Raw genomic sequence first — 21,671 nt, 5'->3', positions numbered from 1 at the left:
ATGACGTGGTTGTCTCGCCTGCTCTGCGCGGGCCTGTTGTTGTCCGGCCTGCTGTTGTCCGGAGTGTTGTTGCCCGCCTCTCCGGCGCAGGCGCAGATCCGCCCGCAGGATCTGCCGCCGGTGGATGCGGTGTTCGTGCCCAGCGTGAGCGCGCCCAGCCGCGATCGGATCGAGGTGCAATGGAAGATTGCCGACGGCTATTACCTGTACCGGCATCGCACCAGCGTGGAAGTCTCGGCGGGCGACTTCGCGGCGCAACCGCTGCAGTTGCCCAAGGGCAAGGCCTACCATGACGAATTCTTCGGTGACGTGGAAACCTACCGCGGCAGCTTGAATGCCGTGCTGCCCGGCAAGGCCGGCGCGGGCGCCAGCCAGGTGACCATCAAAATCAAATACCAGGGCTGTGCCGATGCCGGTGTCTGCTACCCGCCGCAGACGCGCAGCCTGAGCGTGAGTTTGCCTGCGGCCGATGGCGCGGACGCAACCCGTGCTTTCGTGCCGCTGGGCGCCGCTGGCGGTGCGCGCGCCGGTGGCCTGCTCGGTGCGGGCAAGGCGGGCGCGGTGGATGCCGCACCGTTGCCGGAGCAGCGCGCGTTTGCGGTCGAAGCGATTGCCTACGACGGTAACCAGTTGTTACTGCGCTTCACCCCGGCGCCGGGCTATTACGTCTATCGCGATCGCACCAGCCTGGCGCTGGATGGCGCCGATGGCATCACGCTCGCCGCGCCGCGCTGGCCGGCGGGCAAGTCCTATCACGATGAACACTTCGGCGATGTGGTGGTGTATTTCGATCAGACCGAAGTACCGGTACCGCTGCTGCGTCGCGATGCGCGTGCCGCAAGGGCCACGCTGAAGGTGACCTTCCAGGGCTGCCAGACCGGGGGCATCTGTTACCCGCCGATGACGCGACGTTTCGAGCTGGCGATTCCGGCCGGCAAGGTGCAGCCGGTGGATGCGATGACCGCAGCGGATGCGCCGCCGGCGACGAAAGCAGGCGCGGCGGGTCCGGTGGCTGCGGGTACGTCCGAAACTGCGACGACTCCGGAGGCCACCTCAACATCGTCGTCCGACGTCACATCGATGCCCGAACGCACGCGACCGCCGCAGGACGCCGTGCAGCGCGCCACCCAGGCGCCCGCCAGCCTGTGGATGGCCTTGCTGTTGGCGCTGGCCGGCGGCGTGGTGCTGAACCTGATGCCCTGCGTGTTGCCGGTGCTCTCGTTGAAGGCGCTGTCGCTGGCCAGCGCGGATCGTCCGCGTGCACGTGCCGTGTCCTACACGGCCGGCGTAATCCTGAGCTTTGTGGCGCTGGGCGCGGTCGCGCTGGCGCTGCGTGCCGCCGGCCAGGCGCTGGGTTGGGGTTTCCAACTGCAGCAGCCGTGGGTCATCGGCCTGCTGGTGTACGTGGTGTTTGCGGTGGGCCTGAGCCTGTCGGGTGTATTCGCGGTGGGTTACGGCCTGGCGGGTGCGGGCGAAAGCCTGAGCCGCAAGTCTGGACTGGCGGGTGATTTCTTCACCGGCGTGCTGGCGGTGGTCGTGGCCAGCCCCTGTACGGCGCCCTTCATGGGCGTTGCGCTGGCCTTTGCATTTGCCGCGACCGTACCGGTGGCCTTGCTGGTGTTCCTGATGCTGGGGTTGGGCCTGGCCCTGCCATTCCTGCTGATTGGTTTCGTGCCGGCGCTGTCGCAGCGCCTGCCGCGTCCGGGCGTGTGGATGGACAGCCTGAAGAAGGCGCTGGCGTTCCCGATGTACCTGACCGCGGTGTGGCTGCTGTGGGTGCTCGGTCGTCAGCGTGGCATCGACGCGGTGGCGCTGGTGCTGGTGGGCCTGGTGCTGCTGACGCTGGCGGCGTGGTGGCTGCAGCACCTGCGCTGGCAGCACAAGCCGGTGCAGCGCGCACTTGCGTTGCTGGTCCTGGCAGCGGCCATCGTGCCGCTGTGGATGGCGCATCGCGTGCCGTCGCCCACGCTGGCTGCGGCGCCCGTCGCAGGCGTGGTGGCTTACTCGCCGGAAAAACTGGCCGAGCTGCGCGCGCAGGGCAAGGTGGTGTTTGTCGACATCACGGCCGACTGGTGCGTGACCTGCAAGGCCAACGAGAAAACCGTGCTCAATCGCGAGGCCTTCCGCCAGTCGCTGGCGGCGGTGGATGGGGTCTTCATGCAAGGCGACTGGACCAATGTCGACGCCAGCATCACCACCTTCCTGGAACAGCACGACGCCGTCGGCGTGCCGCTGTACGTGGTGTATCCGCGCGGTGGCGGTGAAGGCGAAGTGCTGCCGACCGTGCTGAGCCAGTCGATGGTGGCCGACGCCTTGCAGCGGGCCGCGCGCCGATGAGTCCTCGCGTGCGTGTGTTGTGGGTGGTGGTGGTCGCCGGCGCGTTGGGGCTGGCCGCAAGTTACTGGTACGAAGGCGGTCCGCTGTTGCGCAGTGATGCAGGCCAGCGCGCGTTGCAGGCCGCGGCCAGTGCCACGGCGGCCAAACCGCCGGCGGGTGTAGTTCCCGCGCAACCGGGTGAGGCGATGCCGGCGATCCGGCTTCCGGATCTCCAGGGCAAGCCGGTGGATCTGAAGACGGCGTTCCAGGGGCGTCCCCTGCTGATCAATGTGTGGGCCAGCTGGTGCGGACCCTGCATCAAGGAAATGCCGGAACTGGATCGTTTTGCGCAGGCGCAGGGCGAACATGGCGTGCAGGTGGTCGGGCTAGCGCTGGATACGCCCGAAGGTGTGCGCGAATTCCTGGACAAGGTGCCGGTGCGCTATCCCATCGTGCTGGATACGCCCGGCCCGGCGGATGCGAGCGTGTGGTTGGGCAACGCCAAGGGCGTATTGCCCTACACCGTGCTGGTCGGCGCCGATGGCCGCATCCTCAAGCAGAAGATCGGGCCCTTCGTGGAAGGCGAAATCGACGATTGGGCGCACGCCGCGCATTGAGCTTCAACGCGCAGAACGCGACCACGCTCAAGCCGCTTCGGCAAACAGCTCGCGTCCAATCAACATGCGTCGGATCTCCGAGGTACCGGCGCCGATCTCGTACAGCTTGGCATCACGCCACAAGCGCCCGGGCGCGTACTCGTTCATGTAGCCATTGCCACCGAGTGACTGGATGGCCTGGCCGGCAATCCAGCTGGCCTTTTCCGCGGCATACAGGATGGCGCCTGCGGCATCCTTGCGGGTGGCGCCGTTGCGATCGCAGGCGCGCGCCACCGCATACACATAGGCGCGGCAGGCGTTGAAGCCGACGTACATGTCGGCCAGCTTGGCCTGCATCAGGCCGAACTCGCCAATGGCCTGGCCAAACTGCCTGCGCTCGCGCACATAAGGCACCACGACATCCAGGCAGGCGGCCATAATGCCCAGCGGTCCGCCCGAGAGCACCACGCGCTCGTAATCCAGCCCGGACATCAGCACCGCCACGCCGCGACCCACCGTGCCCAGCACGTTTTCTTCCGGCACTTCGCAGTCCTCGAACACCAGTTCGCAGGTGTTGGACCCGCGCATGCCGAGCTTGTCCAGCTTCTGTGCCGTGCTGAAGCCGGCAAAGCCCTTTTCGACGATGAAGGCGGTGATGCCGCGCGAGCCGGCATCGGCATCGGTCTTGGCGTAGACAATCAGCGTGTCGGCATCGGGCCCGTTGGTGATCCACATCTTATGGCCATTGAGCACGTAGCGATCGCCGCGTCGCTCGGCACGCAGTTTCATGCCGACCACATCCGAGCCCGCGCCACTCTCGCTCATCGCCAGCGCGCCGACGTGTTCGCCGCTGACCAGCTTGGGCAGGTAGCGCTGCTTCTGCTCGGCGTTGCCATTCTTGCGCAGTTGGTTGACGCACAGGTTGGAGTGCGCGCCATACGACAAGCCAATCGCCGAACAGGCGCGCGAAATCTCCTCCATCGCCACCACGTGCGCCAGATAGCCCAGGTTGGCGCCGCCGTATTGCTCTTCCACAGTCAAGCCGAGCAGGCCCAGCTCACCCAGTTGCGGCCACAGGCCGGCCGGGAAGGCATTGTCGCGATCGGCCTGCGCGGCCAGTGGTGCGATGACGCTGGCGGCGAAGCGCTGCACGCTGTCGCGCAGTTGGTCGATGTCCTCGCCGAGATCGAAATCCAGCGACTTCATGGCTGCCCGCCCGCCGCGCCCGCGGCCTGCGGGGTGAAATGCAGGTCGTGGTAGTCCCAGCTGAAATCGGCAATCGGCGAGACCGCCTTCATGCGGATGTCGTCCACCTTACCCTGCTCGTCCAGGCGGAAGGTCATGTACGCCGGCTCCGAAGTGCGATCGTCCCAGCGCACCACGAAGGTGTCGTACTGCCAGTGCTCCAGCGTGCCCTGCATGTTGGGCGTCTGCTCGAAGTTCAAACGCAGGCGCTTGCCCTCCTGATGGATGCTGATCGGGCCGTACCACGGATCGGCATAGCGACCGGCGTAGCCGCCCAACGGCAGCGTCGGTCGCGATGCCACCGGCTTGGCGCTGACCTTGAGCAATTCCCGCGCCTGGCGGAACTTGCTGAAGTCGCCGACCCAGTCGCGTTGCGGCTGATCGAGGTAGTGATCCAGCAACTCGAACATCAGACCGCGCAGCACCACGCCGTCCTCGGAGTTGATGTTCAACGAGAAGCCGATGTTGCGATCCGGGATCAGCACCACCATGGTCTGCGCGCCGAGGACCGCGCCGCCGTGCGAGATGATCTTCAGACCACGGTAGTCCTCCACGTCCCAGCCCAGGGCATAGCTGGAAAACTGCGGGGTGGCTTCGGCAATCGGCGCCGGGTACTGGCTGATCGGCATGTTGACCTGCGGCGTCCACATCTCGCGCGCGGCCGTTTCGCTGTACAGGCGCTTGCCCTGCCCTTCGGGCAACGCTCCGTGCGCCAGCTGGATCTCCAACCAACGCGCCATGTCATTGGCGCTGGAGGCCACGCCGCCCGCCGGTGCGGCATTGCGACCGAGGCTGGCGCGTTCGTCCAGCACTTCCTGGCGGCCGACGCCACGCAGGCCACCATCCATGCGCGCATGTGGCTGGGCGCGGTTGGCGGTGGCGAACTGATCGACTTCATCGGAGGTGGTGACGCGCATGCCGGCCGGCTCGAACACATGATCGCGGATGTACGCTTCCCAGGTCTGCCCGCTCACCGCTTCGATCACCGCACCGGCCACCATGTACAGCACGTTGTCGTAGGCATAGCCGCTGCGGAAGCTGGTGGCCGGCTTGAGGTAGCGCAGCCGGCGCACCGATTCGGCGCGGCTGAGCGAGGAACGCGGCACGAACATCAGATCGCCCGCGCCCAGGCCCAGGCCGCTGCGGTGCACCAGCAGATCGCGGATGGTCAGCTCGCGGGTGACCCAGGCGTCGTACATCTGGAAGCCGGGCAGGTGATCGATGACGCGATCGTCCCAGTCGATCTTCTTCTCATCCACCAGCACCGCCAGCGCCGCCACGGTCATCGCCTTGCTGGTGGAGCCAATCGGGAAAATCGTATCCGCGTCCACCGCCTCCGTGCCGCCGAGGCGACGCACGCCGTAGCCCTTGGCGTGGACCACGTGGCCGTTCTCGACGATCGCCACCGCCATGCCGGGCACGCCCTGCTCCTGCATCACCTGGGCCACGCGTGCGTCGAGATTCTTGGGCGGGTCGGCCAACGCCAGTGCGGGAATGCTGCACAGCAGGGCCAATGCCAGCGGGCGCAAGGACGGGGAGAGTCGGCTCATGCTTCGGTCCTTCTGTCAGTCCGCCGCAATCAGCGGCAGGCGGTATTGCAGGGGAATGTGTGCTGGGGGATCAGACCAGGCAGGCGTCCACCAGCTGATCGAAGGCCGGCCCCGGGCGCATGGGATCGGCGACTGCGCAGCCCAGGCGCTGGCTCTCGCTGCGCAGCAGGGCCTCGGCTGCGGTGGCGTCCAGGTGCGCGGTGTTCAAGGCAACGCCGCCGCAGCGAATACCCGCATTGGTGCGACGGCCCAGCTGCAGGGTCAGGGCGATCGTTTCCTCGATGCTGGGCAGCGCGTACTGCGGATGGCCGAGCACGCGCTCGCGTCCCGGTTGATGGCAGATCACCACCACGTCCGGCTGGCTGCCATGCAGCAGCGCCAGCGAGACGCCGGCATAGGCCGGATGGAACAGCGAACCCTGGCCTTCGATGATGTCCCAGTGCGTCGGATCGGCATCCGGCGAAACCAGTTCGGCCGCGCCTGCGGCGAAGTCGGAAATCACCGCATCCATTGGCATGCCGCGGCCAGCAATGAGGATGCCGGTCTGGCCGGTCGCACGGAAATCGACCGCGTGGCCACGTTGCGCAAATGCACGCGTCAACGCCAGCGCGGTGTACTTCTTGCCCAGCGCGCAGTCGGTGCCCAGGGTCAGCAGGCGCTTGCCGGTGCGGCGGTGGCCGCTGGCGATGGGGATGCCGGCCGGCGGCTGCCGCACGTCGATCAGCTGTCGCCCCAGCGCGGCGGCGGCATCGCGCAACGCGACGAGTTCGCCGAGGCGCATGTGCATGCCGCTGATGACATCCAGACCTGCTTCCATCGCCTGCAACAACGAAGTGATCCAGGCCTCGGGAATCTGCCCGCCGATGTTGGCCACACCAATCACGATGGATCGCGCACCCGCCGCCACCGCCTGCGCCGGGGTGAGGAAGGGCAGTCCGGTGGTGACGGTGGCGCCGGCGCAGGCGAACTCGCCCACGCAACGCTCGGGCGCCCAGTCACGCAGGCCAAACGCGGTCTTGGCATAACCGGCTTCGTGCACGTCGCCCAGGAACAGAAGATACGGCCCGGGCAGCGCGGGCAGCGCATCGGTGCGCAGGAAGGACTGGCTCATGCTGTGCAGCTCACCGGCAGGCGCGGAAGGAGCGCCTGCCCGCCCTGCCGGATCGGCAGGGGCGGGCGAGCGATGGGTCAGATAGGACACGGCGACCTCGCTCAGAAGCGGTAGTCAAACTCAAGGCCGAAGGTACGCGGCTGGATCGGCGCGGCCACCAGTTCCACCATTTCGCCGGTGACCTGATCCGGATGATCGGTGATGGTGGTGTAGGCGCGCTCGTCGGTGGCGTTCTTGACGTAGGCGCGAATCGACCAGTGCGCATTTTCCACGCCGGCATACAGATCCAGCGAGTGGTAGCTGTCCATGCGCAAGGGCGCGGTCACCGTGCGATCCAGCAAACCGCCGGATTCGGCATCGAGGATGTCCTGCACCTGGGTGGTGGTGTTGACCCGGTCATCAATCCAGCGGTAACCGCCGCCGATGTGGCCTTCCCAATCGCTCTTGCCGAGCGGGAAGAAATAATCGGCGGTGAGCGAGTACTGCAGCTTGGGCGTGTAGGGCATGCTGTCACCGGACAGGCCGGTGGTCAGCTCGACGATGTACGGCCCTTGCGGAATCACCATGGTCGGGAAGTTGTCGCTCAACTCCGCGTCGATGTACGCCGCGTTGAAGCCCAGTTGCAGGTTGGTGGTGGGACGGAACAGCGAGCTGAACTCGATGCCCTGGCTGCGCGCTGTGCCGCCGTTGACCAGGCCGGTATTGCCGCCAAAGCTCGCGGCCACCTGGATGTCTTCCCAGTCCAGACGGAACACCGACAGATCGAACTGCACGCGATTGTCGGCGAACATCGTCTTCAAGCCGGCTTCGTAACTGATCAGGGTGGACGAATCGACCTGGTCCGGCACGCCCGGCAACTTCACGTTGGGGCCGCCCGGCTGGTAGCCGGTGGCGACCTTGGCGTACAGCAGGGTGTCCTTGCTGATCTGGAACTGCGGGGTGAGGCTCCAGGTGAACACGTTCTCGCTGGAGCTGTTGGGCGTGCGCGCGATGGGCAGCAGGATGCCGGACGTCACGTCCTGCACGAAGTTCTGATCGTTCTCGGCGTAGCGCACGCCGGCGCCGAGCTTGAAGCGATCGGTGAACTGCCACGAGGCATTGGCGAAGACCGCGATTTCCTTGAAGTCGGTCGGCAGCGCCAGGGTGGCCAGGTCACTGACCGCCGCGTCATACGGCGGCGGGAAGGGCGTGCCGTCCATCTGGTTGAGCGCGGCGAACTGGCGGTTGTTGCCCTCTTCCTTGCTGTAGAAGGTGCCGACCAGCCATTCCAGCTTGCCACCGGACTTGGAGGCCAGGCGGAATTCCTGGGTCAGCTGTTTGAAGTCGAGCGTGGTGTCGAAGTACGAACTGCCGCGATCCAGACCGAAGTACGCCGCACCGACATTGCCGTAGTCGATGGTGGTGTCCTGCCGGCGCATGGTGTCGATCTTCGAATAGCCGGTGGCCGAGGTGAAGTCGCCCCAGCCCAGATCCCAGTCCAGCGTGGCGGCGTAGTAGTCCACGTCCTTCTTGAACGGCGAGTCCACGTATACGTAGTGGGTCAGGTCGCCGCCGATGGGCTGGTAGGTGGCCGGATCAATCGACACGGTGGCGTTGTTGTCGCTGTCGATCTTCTGCTGCAACGCGGTCAGCTTGAGGGTGAAGGCATCGCCCTGGTACAGCAGCGCGGCGCGCGCGCTGGTCTGGGTGGCGTCATTGATGTCTTCCTCGCCATTGACCGGATTGTCGATGTAGCCCGGCAGGTTGTTGCGTGCGTAGCTCACCCGCACCGCCAGCTTGTCGTCAATCAGCGGCACATTGGCGCCGAAGCGCACGTTGCTGCCGTTCTCGCCGTGGGAGACGCTGGACACGCCGCCGCCAATACGGAATTCGGTGCTGGAAGGATCCGGCGCGCGGGTCACGTACTTGAGCAGGCCACCCATCGAGCCAGCGCCGTAGAGCGTGCCCTGCGGGCCGCGCAGCACTTCCAGGTGATCGATGTCGTAGGGCAGCAGGTCGAGCATGAGAATGGTGGCGGCCTGGTACAGGCCACTGGAACCGACCGGGGTTTCGTCGATGTAGGTACCGACCGTGGCGCCGGAAGACAGCGGCGCGATGCCGCGCAGGCTCACGCGCGTCTGCCCCGGCGTGCCATCGGACGCGGCCTGCAGGCCCGGCACGTAGTTGGCGTAGTCGGTGAGCTGGCCGGCGTTGATGTTTTCCAGCTGCTCGTCGCTGACCACCGAGATCGAGGAGGCGACGTTGCGGACGTCTTCGGGCCGCTTGTTGGCAGTGACGATGACCGCCTTGAATTCGGTGGTGGCGCCGTCGGGCTTGCTGGTCGGCGGCGTGCTGCCGTCCTGCGCCACGGCCGTGTCGGCAGCCGCAGCAGCGTCGGTCGAGGCGGATTGCGCGGAGGCGGCGCCGGCAAACAGGACCAGCGCCGAGGCGATGGCCAGGCACAACGGATTGCGATGGGACGGACGGGTGGTCGTGAACGCGTTCATATCTCTCCCCGAGCTGAAAACGGCGACTGGCAACTGGAAGACCGGGCGGCTGGGCCACCGCGGCAAGAAGGGCTTACTATCCTGATTAGGGACTATTGAGCCTGATTGGAGAATTGTCAACTCAATCGGAAAACCGGGCCGCCGCCCCCGCAGCGGCCCGGTTCCGCCCCTGAACTAGGGAGTGGCCGGGCGCGTGGCCGGGCCGCGCCAACCCGGACCGCGCACCACCTGCCCCGGCGTGGCGCCGGTGTGTTCGCCGGCACGCAGTACCTGCACGCCGTTGACGAAGACATCGCTGACGCCGGTGGCGTATTGGCGCGGTTGCGCATAGGTGGCGTGGTCGATGATCGCGGCGGGATCGAAAATCACCACGTCCGCAAAGCAACCCGCTTTGAGGCAACCGCGATCGGTGAGCTTCCAGTTGGTCGCGGGCAGGCCGGTGAGGCGATGGATGCCCTCCTGCAGCGACATCAACTGGCGATCACGCACGTAGTGCCCCAGGAAACGGGCGAAGTTGCCGTAGGCGCGCGGATGCGTGCTGTAGTTGAGGAAGACGCCGCCCATGCCGGCGGACTCGGCATCCGAGCCCAGGCTGATCCACGGTTGCTTCAGGCCCAGCTCGACGTTCTCTTCGCTCATCAGGAAATAGGCGGTGCCGATTTCCGAGCCGTCTTCGATGATCAGGTCCAGCACGGTTTCTTCCGGCGAGGTCCCACGCAGGCGCGCGATCTCGGTCAGGGTCTTGCCGATGAGTGGCTTCAGCGCCGGGTTCTTGAAGGCAATCAGCAGCACGCGATCATTGGAGCCGGTGAGCAGGCGGATGTTCTCCCAGTCGGCGTCGGGATCCTTCATCTCCGCGATCACCCGCTTGCGTACTGCCGGATCCTTCAGCCGCGCGACCATGGCGTCGTGGCCGCGGGCCTGCACCCACGGTGGCAGGCCCGCGGTCAAGCCGGTGCCGCCGGCGGTGTAGGCGTACATGTCGGCGCTGGCCAGCACGCCTTGATCGCGCGCGGCCTGGATGCGGGCGATGGCCTGCGCCATCTTCGGCCAGTTCTTCTCGCCGGCCGCCTTCAGGTGATAAGCCTCGGCACGCTGGCCGGTGGCGCGACCAATGGCGATGGTTTCGTCCACCGCTTCCAGGAAGCGATCGGCTTCGCTGCGCATGTGCGCGATGTAGCCGCCGCCGGATTCGGCCGCGGCCTGGGCCAGCGCGGTCAACTCCGCACTGTCGGCAAACGCGGCCGGTGGATAGATCAACGAACCACCCACGCCCAGTGCGCCTTCGGCCATCGCCTGCCGCACCAGATCCTGCATGCGCGCCAGTTGCGCCGGCGTGGGCTTGACGTCGTCCTCGCCCAGCTCGTGGATGCGCACCGTGGTGGCGCCCACGAAGGACGCCACGTTCGGGGTGACGCCGCGCTGCTGCAGATGCTCCAGGTATTCGCCCAGGGTGGTCCAGGTGATCGGGTACTTGATGTCGGCCTGCTGCTTGACCGCGTCGGCCTTCATGCGATCGTTGAACGGACCCATCGACCAGCCTTCGCCGAAGATCTCCAGGGTGACGCCCTGCCTGGTGTCGCTGATGCCGCGGCCATCGGCGATCAACGATTCGTTGGCCCAGCTCAATACGTTGATGAAACCCGGCGCCACCGCCCGGCCCTGCGCGTCCACGCTCTGTTGGCTGGTGGCGTGATTGCCGGCGGGCAACCAGGCCACCACGCGATCCCCGCGGATGGCCACGTCCACGCGTTGCGGGTCGGCGCCGCTGCCGTCGTAGACCACGCCGTTGCGGATGATCAGGTCGTAATCGGCAGGCGCTGCTGCCTGTGCGCTGGCCTGGCCGGTGCACACCGCAAGCGCGAGAGACAGCAGGGAAACGGAAAGTCGCGACATGGGCAGTCTCCAGAACGGAAAAACAGGGGTCAGAGTCGTCTACGCAAGCCCGGCATCAGATCCGTTGGCGAATCGGCTTGTCGAGCAGCCAGAGCAATCCGGCCGCCACGACCGCCAGTGCGGCGAGCAATACGAAAAACCCGGCATGGCTGGCGCTGCTCCACAGCGTGCCGACCGCGCCCGCCAGCAAACTGCCGCTGAAGATCGCCAGGAACCACGATGCCACCGTGGTCGCGCCCAGTCGTGCCGGCGCCAGGCGTGCGAACAGGCCCAGCCCGGTCGGCAGGATGTACAACTCGCCAAAGGTCAGCACGATGAAGAAAGCGAGCAGCCACGGCCATGTGGCGCGTTGATCGCCCAGGGTCGCAGTGACCACCGCCAGCATCAGGTACGCCGCGGCGACAATCAGCGCGCCAATGGCCATCTTGATCGCCGGTCGCGTCTCCTTGCCCTGCCCCGCGCGAAGCCGCCAGAACCACAGCAGGAACGGCGTCATGCTGATCACCAGCAGCGGATTGAGCGACTGGAACCAGGTCATCGGGATGACGAACGAACCCAGGCTGCGATCCACCCCGCTGTCGATCCACAACGGCAGGGTGTTGCCAATCTGTTCGTAAGCACCGCGGAAAATGGTGGCGGCAATGCCGACGCCAAGCAGCAGCAACCACAGGCGACCCGACGAAGCCGGGCCCTCCGAAGGCTGCACGGGCGCGCTGCGCTGCGCCTCCTGCGGCAGATACTTGTGCCCGGCCACGTAGATCATCAGGCCCACGAACATGCCGATGCCGGCCGCACCGAATCCGTAATGCCAGCCATAGACCTCACCGAGCGTGCCGCACACCAGCGGTGCCAGGAAACCGCCCAGGTTCAAGCCCACGTAGTAGACGTTGTAGGCGCGGCCACGACGCGGATCGTCGGCGCGATACAGATCATTGATCTGGCTGGGCAGGCTGGGCAGGAACAGACCATTGCCCAGCGCGATGGTGGCCAGCGCCAGGTAGAACAGCGGTTCGAAGGCCATCAGGAAATGGCCCAGCGCCATGATGCTGCCGCCCAGGATCACCGCGCGTCGCTTGCCCAGCCAGCGATCGGCGATGACACCACCGACGATCGGCGTGAAGTAGGCCATCGCGGTGTAGGTGCCGTAGATGAAGGACGCCTTCTCCTGCGCGAACATCAACTGCTTGGTCATGTAGTAGACCAGCAGCGCGCGCATGCCGTAGTAGGAAAACAACTCCCACATGTTGGTCAGGAACAGGATGGTCAGGCCACGTGGCTGGCCGAACCAGGTCTTGTCCTGGACGCTGCTCATGCGCGGATCACCCGGCCGGCGCCCCAGACATCGTCGCCGCAGGTGATGTAGCCGTCGCGATAGACCACGCCCGGCGTGTGATCGCTGACCAGGAACAAAGGACCATCAAGATCCACCACGTCGCACAGCTGGCCCACCACGAACGCCGGCGCCATCGCCAGGCTGGTGCCGGCCATGTTGCCCACCATCACCTGCAGGCCCAGTTCGCGTGCGCGCCGCGCCATCAGCAGCCCTTCGGTGAGGCCGCCGCACTTGTCCAGCTTGATGTTGGCGACATCGAAGCGCCCCACCAGCGCTTCCAGTTCATCGAAGCCCTGCACGCTCTCGTCCGCGGCAATCGGCACGATGTGGTCGATACCGTCGAGCTGCGCTTCGCTGCCGCGCGCGACCGGTTGCTCGAGCAAGGAGACGCGGTTGTCGACCAAGGCCGGCAGCAGCCGCTCCAGCGTCGCCGGCACGTAACCCTGGTTGGCATCCACGCCAATCCAGACATCGGCGCGAGCGCTGCGTACAGCGCGCACGCGTGCAATGTCCTCATCCAGATCACCGCTGAGCTTGATCTTGATCGCGCGCGCCTGCGTATAGGCGACGGCGGCGCGTGCGGCGACATCGGGCGCATCGGCGCCCACCGTGAAGGTGGTCAACAGTGGCCGCGTGGCGGGCAGTCCGGCCAGCGCCCACACCGGCACGCCGGTGCGTTGCGATTCCAGCTCCCACAGCGCGCCATCCAGGGCATTGCGTGCGCCGCCCGCAGGCAACAGCTGCCGCAGTTCGGCGCGACTGATGCCGGCTTCAATCACCTCGCGATGCGATTCCAGCGTCGCCAGCATCTGTTCCGGGGTGTCGTGCAGGTAGTAGACGCCGGCGCCTTCGCCGCGACCTTCATACCGCCCATCGTGCAGGTTCACCACGGTGGCCGGCATGGCGTTGAACACGTAGCCGGAGATGCGGAACGGGTGGGTCAGCGGCAGCGGCTCGTTGTGCAGGCCAAGACGCAGGCGCGCGGAAGGAACGGAAGGCATGTCCGGCTCCAGGGCAATGCAGGTGGAAAAAGACGGCGGCACCGCCGAGACGGTGCCGCCGTTGACTCAGTAGTTGGCGCTGTAGCCGAGCATGTGGAAGGCGATGCCCACCCACAGCAGGACCAGGAAGGACACGGCCAGCACGATGGCCCAGAACTTGGCCCACTTGCGGCGACGGCTGCGCAGCACGCTCCAGGCATTCCACAGGCCGATCAGCGCGCCCAGCGGGAAGGTGATCAGGCAGAGCACGCGCAGCAGGTGCACCCAGACGTTGTTGCGCGGCGACAGCAGGTCGTAGTTGCTGAACATCATCACCAGCAACACGATGTAGCCAATAAGCACCGCCAGCACCGCCAGCGCGGTCCAGCGGATCACGCGGTGGGCCTGGGCATCGCTGCCCGACAGCGCGTACGCCTTGCCGTAGTGGCGGCGCACCAGCGCCGACACCGGCCAGGCCAGCACGGTCAGCAACAGCGCCACCACCGAGGCGATGAACGCCGGCACCAGCCAGCTGCCCGACTTCGACGCCGGCACCGGCTCGAACATCATGAAGGGCGAGAACGGGTCCACGCTGAAGCGCACGATGCGGCCGTTCTCGAACTTGGCGGCCAGACGATCGGAGCCGTTGACGTCACGCCACACGTACGGCGCAATCTCGACCCACTGGGTGGGCTGGCCATTGAGATCGGTCAGCGCCGGAATCAGCAGTTCGCCCTTGTCGTTCAAGCCGACCTTCATCTGCCCGGCCAGGTTGGACAGGGTGACGAAGGTATCGTCGGAGCGGCGGCTGTTGTCGTACACGCCGACCATCTGCTGCGCGTGCAGCTTGGCGGTGGCGGCGTCGACGCTGCCTTCATGGTTCGGGCCGGGCAGGTAGCGATCGGCGAAACCCTTGAACAGCGTGCTGCGAATCTTGCCGGCCACGCCTTCGGTGCCGGAACTGTTCATCGATACGAAGATGCCGATGTTGTCGTCCGGGAACAGGCTCAGCTGGCTATGGAACCACTGGGTGTCACCGGCGTGGGTGATCGAGCGGTGGCCATTGACGTTGGTTTCGTAGAAACCCAGCAGCATGCGGTTGAGCGGCGGCAGGATGGTCAGCGCAGTCTCGTGCATCTGCTTGGCGGTGTCTTCGCGCAGGATGCGGTTGGAACCGAACGCGCCGTTCTGCAGGTGCGCGATCATGAACTGGCCCATGTCCTGGCCGCTCGCGGACAGGCTGCCGGCCGGCGCGGGATTGACGATTTCAAAGCCCTGCGGCTTGTCCACGCCCACCTTGTAGCCCTTGGACATGTGCGGCAACAGCGCAGCCGGCAGCGGCTGGCGGAAGCTGGCGTGCTGCATGTCCAACGGCTGGAAGATGTGCTTTTCGATGTAGTCATCGAACGGCTGGCCCGACACGCGCTGCACGATGTAACCGGCCAGCGTGGTGGCGTAGTTGGAATACGCCGGCGTGGTGCCTGCATCGAAGATGCGGGTGGGCACCCAGCTCTTGATGTAGTTCTCCAGCGTCACCGCGTCGCTCGGATCGGCGGTGATCAGGCCGCGCACGTACTCTTCCATGCCGGTGGTATGGGTCAGCACCTGGCGCAGCGTGACTGGCTTGTCCTTGCGCGGCGGAATCTTGAAGTCGAGGTACTGGTTGACGTCGGCATCCAAATCCAGCTTGCCCTGTTCGACCAGCTGCATCACCGCAGTCCAGGTGAACAGCTTGGACACCGAGCCGGGACGGAACAGCGTGGTGGCCGGATCCACCGGCGTGCGCTTTTCCAGGTCGGCATAGCCGTAGCCCTTCTGCAGCAACACCTGGCCATCCTTGACGATGACCACGACGGCGCCCGGGATGTTGCCGCGACCGATCGCGTACGGCATCAGCCCGTCGAGCCAGGCTTCGGCATCGGCGCGGGTCAGGGCCGCATTGCCGTCGGCCGCGGGCGCGGCCGCCGCGCTGGTCTCAGGCGCGGGCGGCACGCTCGCGGTCGGCGCCTGCATCGGCGCGGGAACAGTCTGTTGGGCCGCAGCGGGCGCAACCACCAGAACGGCCAGCAAACCGGCCAGGAACGAAGAAATCGAACGCATCGACAGGGCTCTCCCCTCTCTGTTGAAGCATTGAATGGAATGACGCCAGGAAGCCTGGCAATCCTGATTCGGCTATACTTTGTCCTAATCAGAGAATTGTCAACGCCCTTTTCTCACTCCGTGGCATGCATCCCGGATCGCCCGCCAGGCGCATGCCACTGCCGGCGAGCAGGAACGAAGCGTCCGGCCCACTCTTCCCGAGTCAGGCCGGGTCAGGCGATGATGCTCCCAATCAGGACGCGCATGCAGTTTGCCCCCGGGCAAGGAGTCAGCAAGCAATGACATCGCCACACCCCACCATCGGCGGCCTGCTGCGTTCTTTGCGCACCCGCAAAGGCTGGACGCTCAAGGAAATGAGCGAGCAATCAGGCATTCCGCTGTCCACCCTGTCCAAGGTGGAACACGACCGCCTGACCCTGACCTACGACAAGCTGTTGCAGCTGAGCCAGCGCCTGAACCTGCGCATGTCCGAGCTGTTTGCCGAAGAGGACGAAGTGGCCGAGGCGCCGGTGACCGCGCGCCGCAGCATCGGCCGCATCGAGGACGCGATCCGGGTCAACACGCCCAACTACGAGTATTACTACCTGTGCCCGGAACTTCGGCGTAAGCGCATGATTCCAGTGCTGACCCGGGTGCGCGCCAAGAGCATCGAGGAATTCGGCAACCTGGTGCACCACTCCGGCGAGGAGTACATCCACGTGCTGGAAGGCCGCGCCGAGGTCCACACCGAGTTCTACGACCCGGTGATCCTGGAAGTGGGCCAGGCCGTCTATATCGACTCCAACATGGGCCATGCCTACATCGCCGCCGAGGGCTGCGACGAAGTCCTGCTGCTGGGTGTGTGCTCCAGCGCCGATGAGCAGTTGATGGAATCGCTGATGACCCTGCACGGCGACGAGGCGGCGGCGGCCAGCCCGGCCGCCCTGCGGCTGAAGAAGCCAGCTGCCACACCCACAGCAGCTGCACCTGCAGCGCCCCGCAAGAAAACTGGCAAGCGCTGAGGGCCTCAAGAGCGCACAACGGCGGGCCGGCCGGCAATTTTCAAACAGTTGATTAAAACGCTAGCAACTTCGGCGATATGGACAGCATCGCCCGCTTCGCGCAGACTGCCGGCCTTCCGCTGGAGCGCTCGATGGCAAAGCTGCTGGTCCTGCATGGCCCCAACCTCAATCTGCTCGGCACCCGCGAGCCGGAGGTCTATGGCCGCACGACCCTGGCTGACATCGACGCCGGGCTGGTGGAGCAGGCCCGCCAGGCCGGCCATGAACTGGAGAGCTTCCAGTCCAATGGCGAGCACGAACTGGTCAACCGGGTGCAGGCCGCCCGCGCCGACGGCACCGGCTTCGTGCTGATCAACCCGGCCGCCTTCACCCATACCTCGGTCGCCCTGCGCGACGCTTTGGCGGCAGTGGCCCTGCCCTTCATCGAAATCCACCTGTCCAACCCGCACAGCCGCGAGCCGTTCCGCCACCACAGCTACTTCAGCGATCTGGCGGTGGGCGTGGTCTGCGGGTTTGGCGCCGACAGCTATCGCTATGCACTGGACGCCGCGCTGACGCGGTTGTCCGCCTGACCCACCTGCCGGCCGCCCGCGCCGGGACACATCCAATACAAGCACGTTCAACAAAGAGGCCTCTATGGATCTGCGCAAAATCAAGAAACTCATCGACCTGCTGGAAGAGTCGAACCTCGCCGAAATCGAGATCAAGGAAGGCGAAGAGTCCGTGCGCCTGGCGCGCGTGCCCAAGGGCGGCTATGTCGCCGCCGCGGCCGCACCCGCACCGCTGCAGGTCGAAGCCCGCCCCGCCGCGCCCATGCCGATGAGTTCGCCCACTGACGCCTCGACCGGCGGCACCGCCAAGCCGGCCAGCAACCTGCCCGACGGCCATGTGATGCGCGCGCCGATGGTCGGCACGTTCTACACCTCGCCCTCGCCGGACAAGCCGGCGTTCGTCACCGTGGGCCAGACCGTCAAGGCCGGCGACACCTTGGCGATCATCGAAGCCATGAAGATGTTCAACCCCATCGAGGCCGACGTTTCCGGCACCGTCCAGGCCGTATTGGCCGAAAGCGGCCAGCCGGTGGAATTCGACCAGCCGCTGTTCGTGATCAGCTGAAGGTCCGCCGATGCTAGACAAAGTCGTCATCGCCAATCGGGGTGAAATCGCGCTGCGTATCCTGCGCGCGTGCCACACCCTGGGCATTCGTACGGTCGCCGTGCATTCCACGGTCGATCGCAATCTCAAGCATGTGGCCATGGCCGATGAGTCGGTCTGCATCGGCCCGGCGCCTTCCACCGACAGTTACCTCAACGTGCCGGCGATCATCGCTGCCGCGGAGGTCACCGACGCCCAGGCGATCCATCCGGGTTACGGCTTCCTCAGCGAGAACGCGGACTTCGCCGAGCGCGTGGAGCAGTCCGGCTTCATCTTCATCGGGCCCAAGGCCGACACCATCCGCCTGATGGGCGACAAGGTCGAAGCCATCCGCGCGATGAAGGCCGCGGGCGTGCCCTGCGTGCCGGGTTCCGGTGGTCCGCTGGGTGACGACATCGTCGCCAACACCAAGGTGGCGCGCGAGATCGGCTACCCGGTCATCATCAAGGCCGCCGGTGGCGGCGGCGGTCGCGGCATGCGCGTGGTCCACGCCGAAGCCGCACTGAGCAACTCCATCGCCACCACCAAGTCCGAAGCCAAGGCGGCCTTCGGCAATGATCAGGTGTACATGGAGAAGTTCCTGGAGAATCCACGCCATGTGGAAATCCAGGTGCTGGCCGACGGCCAGGGCAATGCCATCCATCTGGGCGAGCGCGACTGCTCGATGCAGCGTCGCCACCAGAAAGTGGTGGAAGAAGCGCCTGCACCGGGGATCACCGAAGCCCAGCGCGCCGAGATCGGCAAGGTCTGCGTCGAGGCCTGCCTGCGCATCGGCTATCGCGGCGCTGGCACGTTCGAGTTCCTGTACGAGAACGGTCGCTTCTACTTCATCGAAATGAACACCCGCATCCAGGTGGAGCACCCGGTCACCGAGCGCATCACCGGCATCGACCTGGTCTGCGAGCAGCTGCGCATCGCCGCCGGTCGCCCGCTGTCGATCAAGCAGGAAGACATCGTGATGCGCGGCCATGCGATCGAGTGCCGCATCAATGCCGAGGATCCGGAAACCTTCATGCCGCATCCGGGCCTGATCCAGCATTTCCATCCGCCGGGTGGCCCGGGCGTGCGCGTGGACACGCATATCTACGAAGGCTATCGCGTGCCGCCGAACTACGATTCCATGATCGGCAAACTGATCGTGCACGGCCCGGATCGCGAGACCGCGATTGCGCGCATGCGCGTGGCGCTGAGCGAAATGGTGGTGGACGGCATCAAGACCAACATCCCGCTGCAGCAGCGGATCATGCGCGACCAGGGTTTCCAGGCCGGTGGCCAGAACATCCACTATCTGGAAAAGCGCCTGGCCGAACGCAAGAACAAGTCGATCGCGCTGGTCTGATCGAACGCCGCATGCGGAAAAATAAAGGGTCGGATTCGCAGGAATCCGACCCTTGTCGTTTGCGCCTGGCAGCAAGGATCAGTGTTTGCCCGATGCTGCGCCTTCGACCTGCATGCCCGACGGCGAGCGTGGGTCCACCACGCGCAGGGTTTCGCGCGAGCCGTCCGGCCAGCGCACTTCCAGGGTCGTGCCCACCGGCAGCGCCGAGAACGGGGCACCACTGCGCGCGCGGTAGACCGCGGCCAGTTTGGCCGCCGCCATGGCGCGGTCCTCGGCGCTGGCATGCACCCCGGCCGCAGGTTGCCGCAGCTGGCGATACGGCGCATCCAGCGCATTGATGACGACCGTGGTGCCGGCAGCCGCATAGGTGCTTGCCACGATCAACCAGATGCCCAGTCGGGCGCTGACCCGCCATTTGTTGCGCTTCATTCGCTGCTCCTGCGGCCAACGACCAGACTGTTGACCATGTCATTCAATTCCGCCTCGCCCTGGCGCGGCACGCCGGCATCGACCACGAACGCCGGAAAATCCAGCAGCGGGTCTTTCGAACAGATACCGCCATGGGCGCAGTAGCTGGTCATCAGGTTTCCGCGCGGACCACAATCCAATCCCAGCCGGCACGCCGCCATCTGCCAGGCGATCTCGGCCAACCAGGTGCCGGAGACGGCGCCCAGTTCGCTTTCCGAACCACTCGCCGCCAGGCCCATCGCGCTCGACAGCGCAAAGAACGCCTGCGGATCATTGGACTGCTGCACCCGCCGGACCAGATCACCGCGATAACCCTCGTCCTCCGACAAGGGCGAGCCATCGGCCATCAATGCCGCTTCGGCCGGCAGGCTGCCCGCCAACGCGGCGCGCATGCGGGTTTCCTGGATCACGTCGCGACTCAGGCCATCAGAAGGCAGGAAGCGCGCGCAGCGCTGGCTCACGCGCTCACGCGCTGCCGCCATGGCCGGGGCGGTGGAGACATCCAGCGCGGCAATGGCGCGGGTGTCATTGCCATAAGCCGTGGGATTGGCGGCAAAGCCCGCGCAATAGTCGTACACCCGACTGAGCATCCACTGCGCATCGGCATCGCCGGCGCGCGCCAGCGCGGACACGCGCTGTGCATACACGAACAGATCCGGCGCGGTTTCAAAATCCGCGCGCGGCCGGAACGCCTGCGGACGCGAAGGACGTGGCTCGGTTCCTGGCAGATCGGCGACGCTGGCCTGGTCGAGTCGGGCCGCGAGCGCCACCTGGTCCTGCGCGGGCTCGCCGGCAGGTTCGTCACCACTCAACCACCACCACGCGCCCGCCGTGCCAAGCACGCAGGCGCACGCCACAGTGATGAGCCAGGTGCGGGACATGCGCGGATTATCCGGACGCCCACGCCAGGCTTCAATGTAAAACCGACGAACTGCGGCCCGGGTCACGTGAGCGGTGTAGCACGCACCTGAGCGCGCCCTGCACCGGCCCGGTGCGGCCGATCGCATAAACTGGCGCCCGTTCGCGCCCCCCGTTCCATCGTCCCAGGACCCCCGCATCGTGCCCTTCCTCGAGCTCACCGTTCCCTGCACCCTCACCCAGCAGCCCCGCTACGAACGTGCGCTGGACAGCGTGGGCGCCCTGTCGGTAACGCTCACCGACGCGCACGCGGACGAGCCCGACGAACAGGCGATCTTCGAGCCCGGCGTGGGCGAAACCCCGTTGTGGGGTGAGATGCGCCTGACCGCGTTGTTCGACGGCGACACCGCCGGCGCGTTGCTGCTGTTGGCCTTGGGCGCGGCGGACGAGGGTCTGGACTGGTCGCGCGTGGAGATGCGCGAAGTGGCCGACGAAGACTGGGAGCGTGCGTGGCTGGATCAGTTCCAGCCCATGCAGTTTGGCGCGCGCACGTTCATCGTGCCCTGGAACCACGAACTGCCCGAAGCCGCGCAGCGCGATGACGCGGCGGTGATCCGGCTGGACCCGGGGCTGGCGTTCGGATCCGGTACGCACCCCACCACCGCCCTGTGCCTGGCGTGGCTGGACGGGCTGGCCGCGCAGGGCGACCTGCAAGATCAGACGGTGCTGGATTTCGGTTGTGGCTCCGGCATCCTCGCCCTGGCCGCGTTGAAGCTGGGTGCGGCGCAGGCCGTGGGCGTGGACAACGATCCGCAGGCGCTGATTGCCACCCACGACAATGCGCAGCGCAACGGGCTGGATACGCGCATGAGCGTGCATCTGCCGCAGGACGAACCGGTGCGGCAGTACCCGGTGGTGGTGGCCAACATCCTGGCCTCAGCGCTGGATGCCCTGGCCGATCTTCTGGCATCACGGGTGGCGCCCGGTGGACGGATTGCCCTGTCGGGCATCCTGCACGGCCAGGAAGGCGAATTGCTGCAACGCTATGCCGCCTGGTTCGACGATTTGACCGCCACCCGCCAGGACGACTGGATGCGCATCGACGGGCGTCGCCGCTGACACCCCGCACGAACGTCGTTGCCGCCTTCTCGGCTCCGGGCCAGCATGCTTGAATAGGCCCATGTTCATCGCCTGCCCGCAATGCCGCTATCTGGTCGCCATCGATCCGCGCACGCAA

At 66.2% G+C, this 21,671-nt stretch carries 16 protein-coding genes and 1 pseudogene; 7 read left to right on the top strand and 10 right to left on the bottom strand.

The window, feature by feature from the left end; all coding sequences use genetic code 11:
• Together B5X78_RS11410 and B5X78_RS11405 are read left to right on the top strand one after the other, a co-directional pair.
• Entirely contained in the window at window positions 1-2,337 is a 2,337-nt protein-coding gene (locus tag B5X78_RS11410) for a protein-disulfide reductase DsbD family protein (RefSeq protein ID WP_079724664.1), read from the top strand.
• Window positions 2,334-2,933 carry a TlpA family protein disulfide reductase gene (locus B5X78_RS11405; protein ID WP_079724663.1) on the top strand — a complete coding sequence of 200 codons (600 nt, stop codon included), beginning with the start codon at window positions 2,334-2,336 and terminating at the stop codon, window positions 2,931-2,933. Before B5X78_RS11410 ends, B5X78_RS11405 begins: the two co-directional genes overlap by 4 nt.
• A gap of 27 nt (window positions 2,934-2,960) precedes the next feature.
• On the opposite strand, the gene B5X78_RS11400 is transcribed toward B5X78_RS11405, so the two are convergent.
• From B5X78_RS11400 to B5X78_RS18905, 8 genes and pseudogenes are all read right to left on the bottom strand, one after another.
• Complete coding sequence (locus B5X78_RS11400; protein ID WP_079724662.1) at window positions 2,961-4,118, bottom strand: isovaleryl-CoA dehydrogenase; 1,158 nt, start codon at window positions 4,116-4,118, stop codon at window positions 2,961-2,963.
• Window positions 4,115-5,707: a serine hydrolase gene (locus B5X78_RS11395; RefSeq protein ID WP_079724661.1), complete on the bottom strand. Its 1,593-nt coding sequence runs from the start codon at window positions 5,705-5,707 to the stop codon at window positions 4,115-4,117. The genes B5X78_RS11400 and B5X78_RS11395 overlap by 4 nt, the downstream gene beginning before the upstream one ends.
• Before the next feature lie 70 nt (window positions 5,708-5,777).
• Window positions 5,778-6,818 (bottom strand): N-acetyltransferase DgcN family protein, encoded by a 1,041-nt coding sequence (locus tag B5X78_RS11390; RefSeq protein ID WP_079724660.1) that lies wholly within the window; start codon window positions 6,816-6,818, stop codon window positions 5,778-5,780.
• 101 nt (window positions 6,819-6,919) lie between these two features.
• Window positions 6,920-9,304, bottom strand: a complete 2,385-nt coding sequence (locus tag B5X78_RS11385; RefSeq protein ID WP_079724659.1) for a TonB-dependent receptor — start codon at window positions 9,302-9,304, stop codon at window positions 6,920-6,922.
• A gap of 174 nt (window positions 9,305-9,478) precedes the next feature.
• On the bottom strand, window positions 9,479-11,200 hold the full coding sequence (locus B5X78_RS11380) for an N-acyl-D-amino-acid deacylase family protein (protein ID WP_079724658.1): 1,722 nt from the start codon (window positions 11,198-11,200) through the stop codon (window positions 9,479-9,481).
• A 55-nt stretch (window positions 11,201-11,255) separates the two neighbouring features.
• The gene (locus tag B5X78_RS11375; RefSeq protein WP_079724657.1) at window positions 11,256-12,512 is read right to left on the bottom strand and encodes a peptide MFS transporter; all 1,257 of its coding nucleotides are present in this window, start codon (window positions 12,510-12,512) and stop codon (window positions 11,256-11,258) included.
• On the bottom strand, window positions 12,509-13,534 hold the full coding sequence (locus tag B5X78_RS11370) for a dipeptide epimerase (protein WP_079724656.1): 1,026 nt from the start codon (window positions 13,532-13,534) through the stop codon (window positions 12,509-12,511). Before B5X78_RS11370 ends, B5X78_RS11375 begins: the two co-directional genes overlap by 4 nt.
• Before the next feature lie 936 nt (window positions 13,535-14,470).
• Window positions 14,471-15,406, bottom strand: a pseudogene (locus tag B5X78_RS18905) (serine hydrolase domain-containing protein); the annotation flags it as partial.
• A 485-nt stretch (window positions 15,407-15,891) separates the two neighbouring features.
• On the opposite strand from B5X78_RS18905, the gene B5X78_RS11360 reads away from it, so the two are divergent.
• From B5X78_RS11360 to accC, 4 genes are all read left to right on the top strand, one after another.
• On the top strand, window positions 15,892-16,614 hold the full coding sequence (locus B5X78_RS11360) for a helix-turn-helix domain-containing protein (RefSeq protein ID WP_079724654.1): 723 nt from the start codon (window positions 15,892-15,894) through the stop codon (window positions 16,612-16,614).
• Between the two features lie 131 nt (window positions 16,615-16,745).
• Window positions 16,746-17,186 carry a type II 3-dehydroquinate dehydratase gene (gene aroQ / locus B5X78_RS11355; protein WP_079726149.1) on the top strand — a complete coding sequence of 147 codons (441 nt, stop codon included), beginning with the start codon at window positions 16,746-16,748 and terminating at the stop codon, window positions 17,184-17,186.
• Window positions 17,187-17,250: 64 nt separating this feature from the next.
• The gene (gene accB, locus B5X78_RS11350) at window positions 17,251-17,730 is read left to right on the top strand and encodes an acetyl-CoA carboxylase biotin carboxyl carrier protein (RefSeq protein ID WP_079724653.1); all 480 of its coding nucleotides are present in this window, start codon (window positions 17,251-17,253) and stop codon (window positions 17,728-17,730) included.
• Between the two features lie 10 nt (window positions 17,731-17,740).
• On the top strand, window positions 17,741-19,108 hold the full coding sequence (accC, locus tag B5X78_RS11345; protein ID WP_079724652.1) for an acetyl-CoA carboxylase biotin carboxylase subunit: 1,368 nt from the start codon (window positions 17,741-17,743) through the stop codon (window positions 19,106-19,108).
• Between the two features lie 78 nt (window positions 19,109-19,186).
• Here accC and B5X78_RS11340 read toward each other — a convergent pair whose 3' ends face one another.
• Both B5X78_RS11340 and B5X78_RS11335 read right to left on the bottom strand, forming a co-directional pair.
• Window positions 19,187-19,537: a hypothetical protein gene (locus B5X78_RS11340; protein WP_079724651.1), complete on the bottom strand. Its 351-nt coding sequence runs from the start codon at window positions 19,535-19,537 to the stop codon at window positions 19,187-19,189.
• Entirely contained in the window at window positions 19,534-20,457 is a 924-nt protein-coding gene (locus B5X78_RS11335; protein WP_229730711.1) for a hypothetical protein, read from the bottom strand. The genes B5X78_RS11340 and B5X78_RS11335 overlap by 4 nt, the downstream gene beginning before the upstream one ends.
• Before the next feature lie 178 nt (window positions 20,458-20,635).
• Between B5X78_RS11335 and prmA the strand changes: the two genes are divergently transcribed.
• Window positions 20,636-21,553 carry a 50S ribosomal protein L11 methyltransferase gene (gene prmA / locus B5X78_RS11330; protein WP_079724650.1) on the top strand — a complete coding sequence of 306 codons (918 nt, stop codon included), beginning with the start codon at window positions 20,636-20,638 and terminating at the stop codon, window positions 21,551-21,553.
• Window positions 21,554-21,671: the final 118 nt, after the last annotated feature.

The sequence above is a fragment of the Pseudoxanthomonas indica genome, assembly GCF_900167565.1.
GTDB lineage: Bacteria > Pseudomonadota > Gammaproteobacteria > Xanthomonadales > Xanthomonadaceae > Pseudoxanthomonas_A > Pseudoxanthomonas_A indica.
The sequence above is the reverse complement of the archived record's forward strand: the minus strand, read 5'-3'. Positions and strand labels throughout refer to the sequence as shown.

Excerpts from the sequence above, each read along its gene's own strand:
- B5X78_RS11370 (WP_079724656.1), bottom strand. The coding sequence starts at position 13,534 with ATGCCTTCCGTTCCTTCCGCGCGCCTGCGTCTTGGCCTGCACAACGAG.
- B5X78_RS11375 (WP_079724657.1), bottom strand. The coding sequence starts at position 12,512 with ATGAGCAGCGTCCAGGACAAGACCTGGTTCGGCCAGCCACGTGGCCTG.
- B5X78_RS11405 (WP_079724663.1), top strand. The coding sequence starts at position 2,334 with ATGAGTCCTCGCGTGCGTGTGTTGTGGGTGGTGGTGGTCGCCGGCGCG.
- B5X78_RS11380 (WP_079724658.1), bottom strand. The coding sequence starts at position 11,200 with ATGTCGCGACTTTCCGTTTCCCTGCTGTCTCTCGCGCTTGCGGTGTGC.
- B5X78_RS11385 (WP_079724659.1), bottom strand. The coding sequence starts at position 9,304 with ATGAACGCGTTCACGACCACCCGTCCGTCCCATCGCAATCCGTTGTGC.
- B5X78_RS11400 (WP_079724662.1), bottom strand. The coding sequence starts at position 4,118 with ATGAAGTCGCTGGATTTCGATCTCGGCGAGGACATCGACCAACTGCGC.
- accB (WP_079724653.1), top strand. The coding sequence starts at position 17,251 with ATGGATCTGCGCAAAATCAAGAAACTCATCGACCTGCTGGAAGAGTCG.
- B5X78_RS11395 (WP_079724661.1), bottom strand. The coding sequence starts at position 5,707 with ATGAGCCGACTCTCCCCGTCCTTGCGCCCGCTGGCATTGGCCCTGCTG.
- B5X78_RS11390 (WP_079724660.1), bottom strand. The coding sequence starts at position 6,818 with ATGAGCCAGTCCTTCCTGCGCACCGATGCGCTGCCCGCGCTGCCCGGG.
- aroQ (WP_079726149.1), top strand. The coding sequence starts at position 16,746 with ATGGCAAAGCTGCTGGTCCTGCATGGCCCCAACCTCAATCTGCTCGGC.
- B5X78_RS11340 (WP_079724651.1), bottom strand. The coding sequence starts at position 19,537 with ATGAAGCGCAACAAATGGCGGGTCAGCGCCCGACTGGGCATCTGGTTG.
- B5X78_RS11410 (WP_079724664.1), top strand. The coding sequence starts at position 1 with ATGACGTGGTTGTCTCGCCTGCTCTGCGCGGGCCTGTTGTTGTCCGGC.
- accC (WP_079724652.1), top strand. The coding sequence starts at position 17,741 with ATGCTAGACAAAGTCGTCATCGCCAATCGGGGTGAAATCGCGCTGCGT.
- B5X78_RS11335 (WP_229730711.1), bottom strand. The coding sequence starts at position 20,457 with ATGTCCCGCACCTGGCTCATCACTGTGGCGTGCGCCTGCGTGCTTGGC.
- B5X78_RS11360 (WP_079724654.1), top strand. The coding sequence starts at position 15,892 with ATGACATCGCCACACCCCACCATCGGCGGCCTGCTGCGTTCTTTGCGC.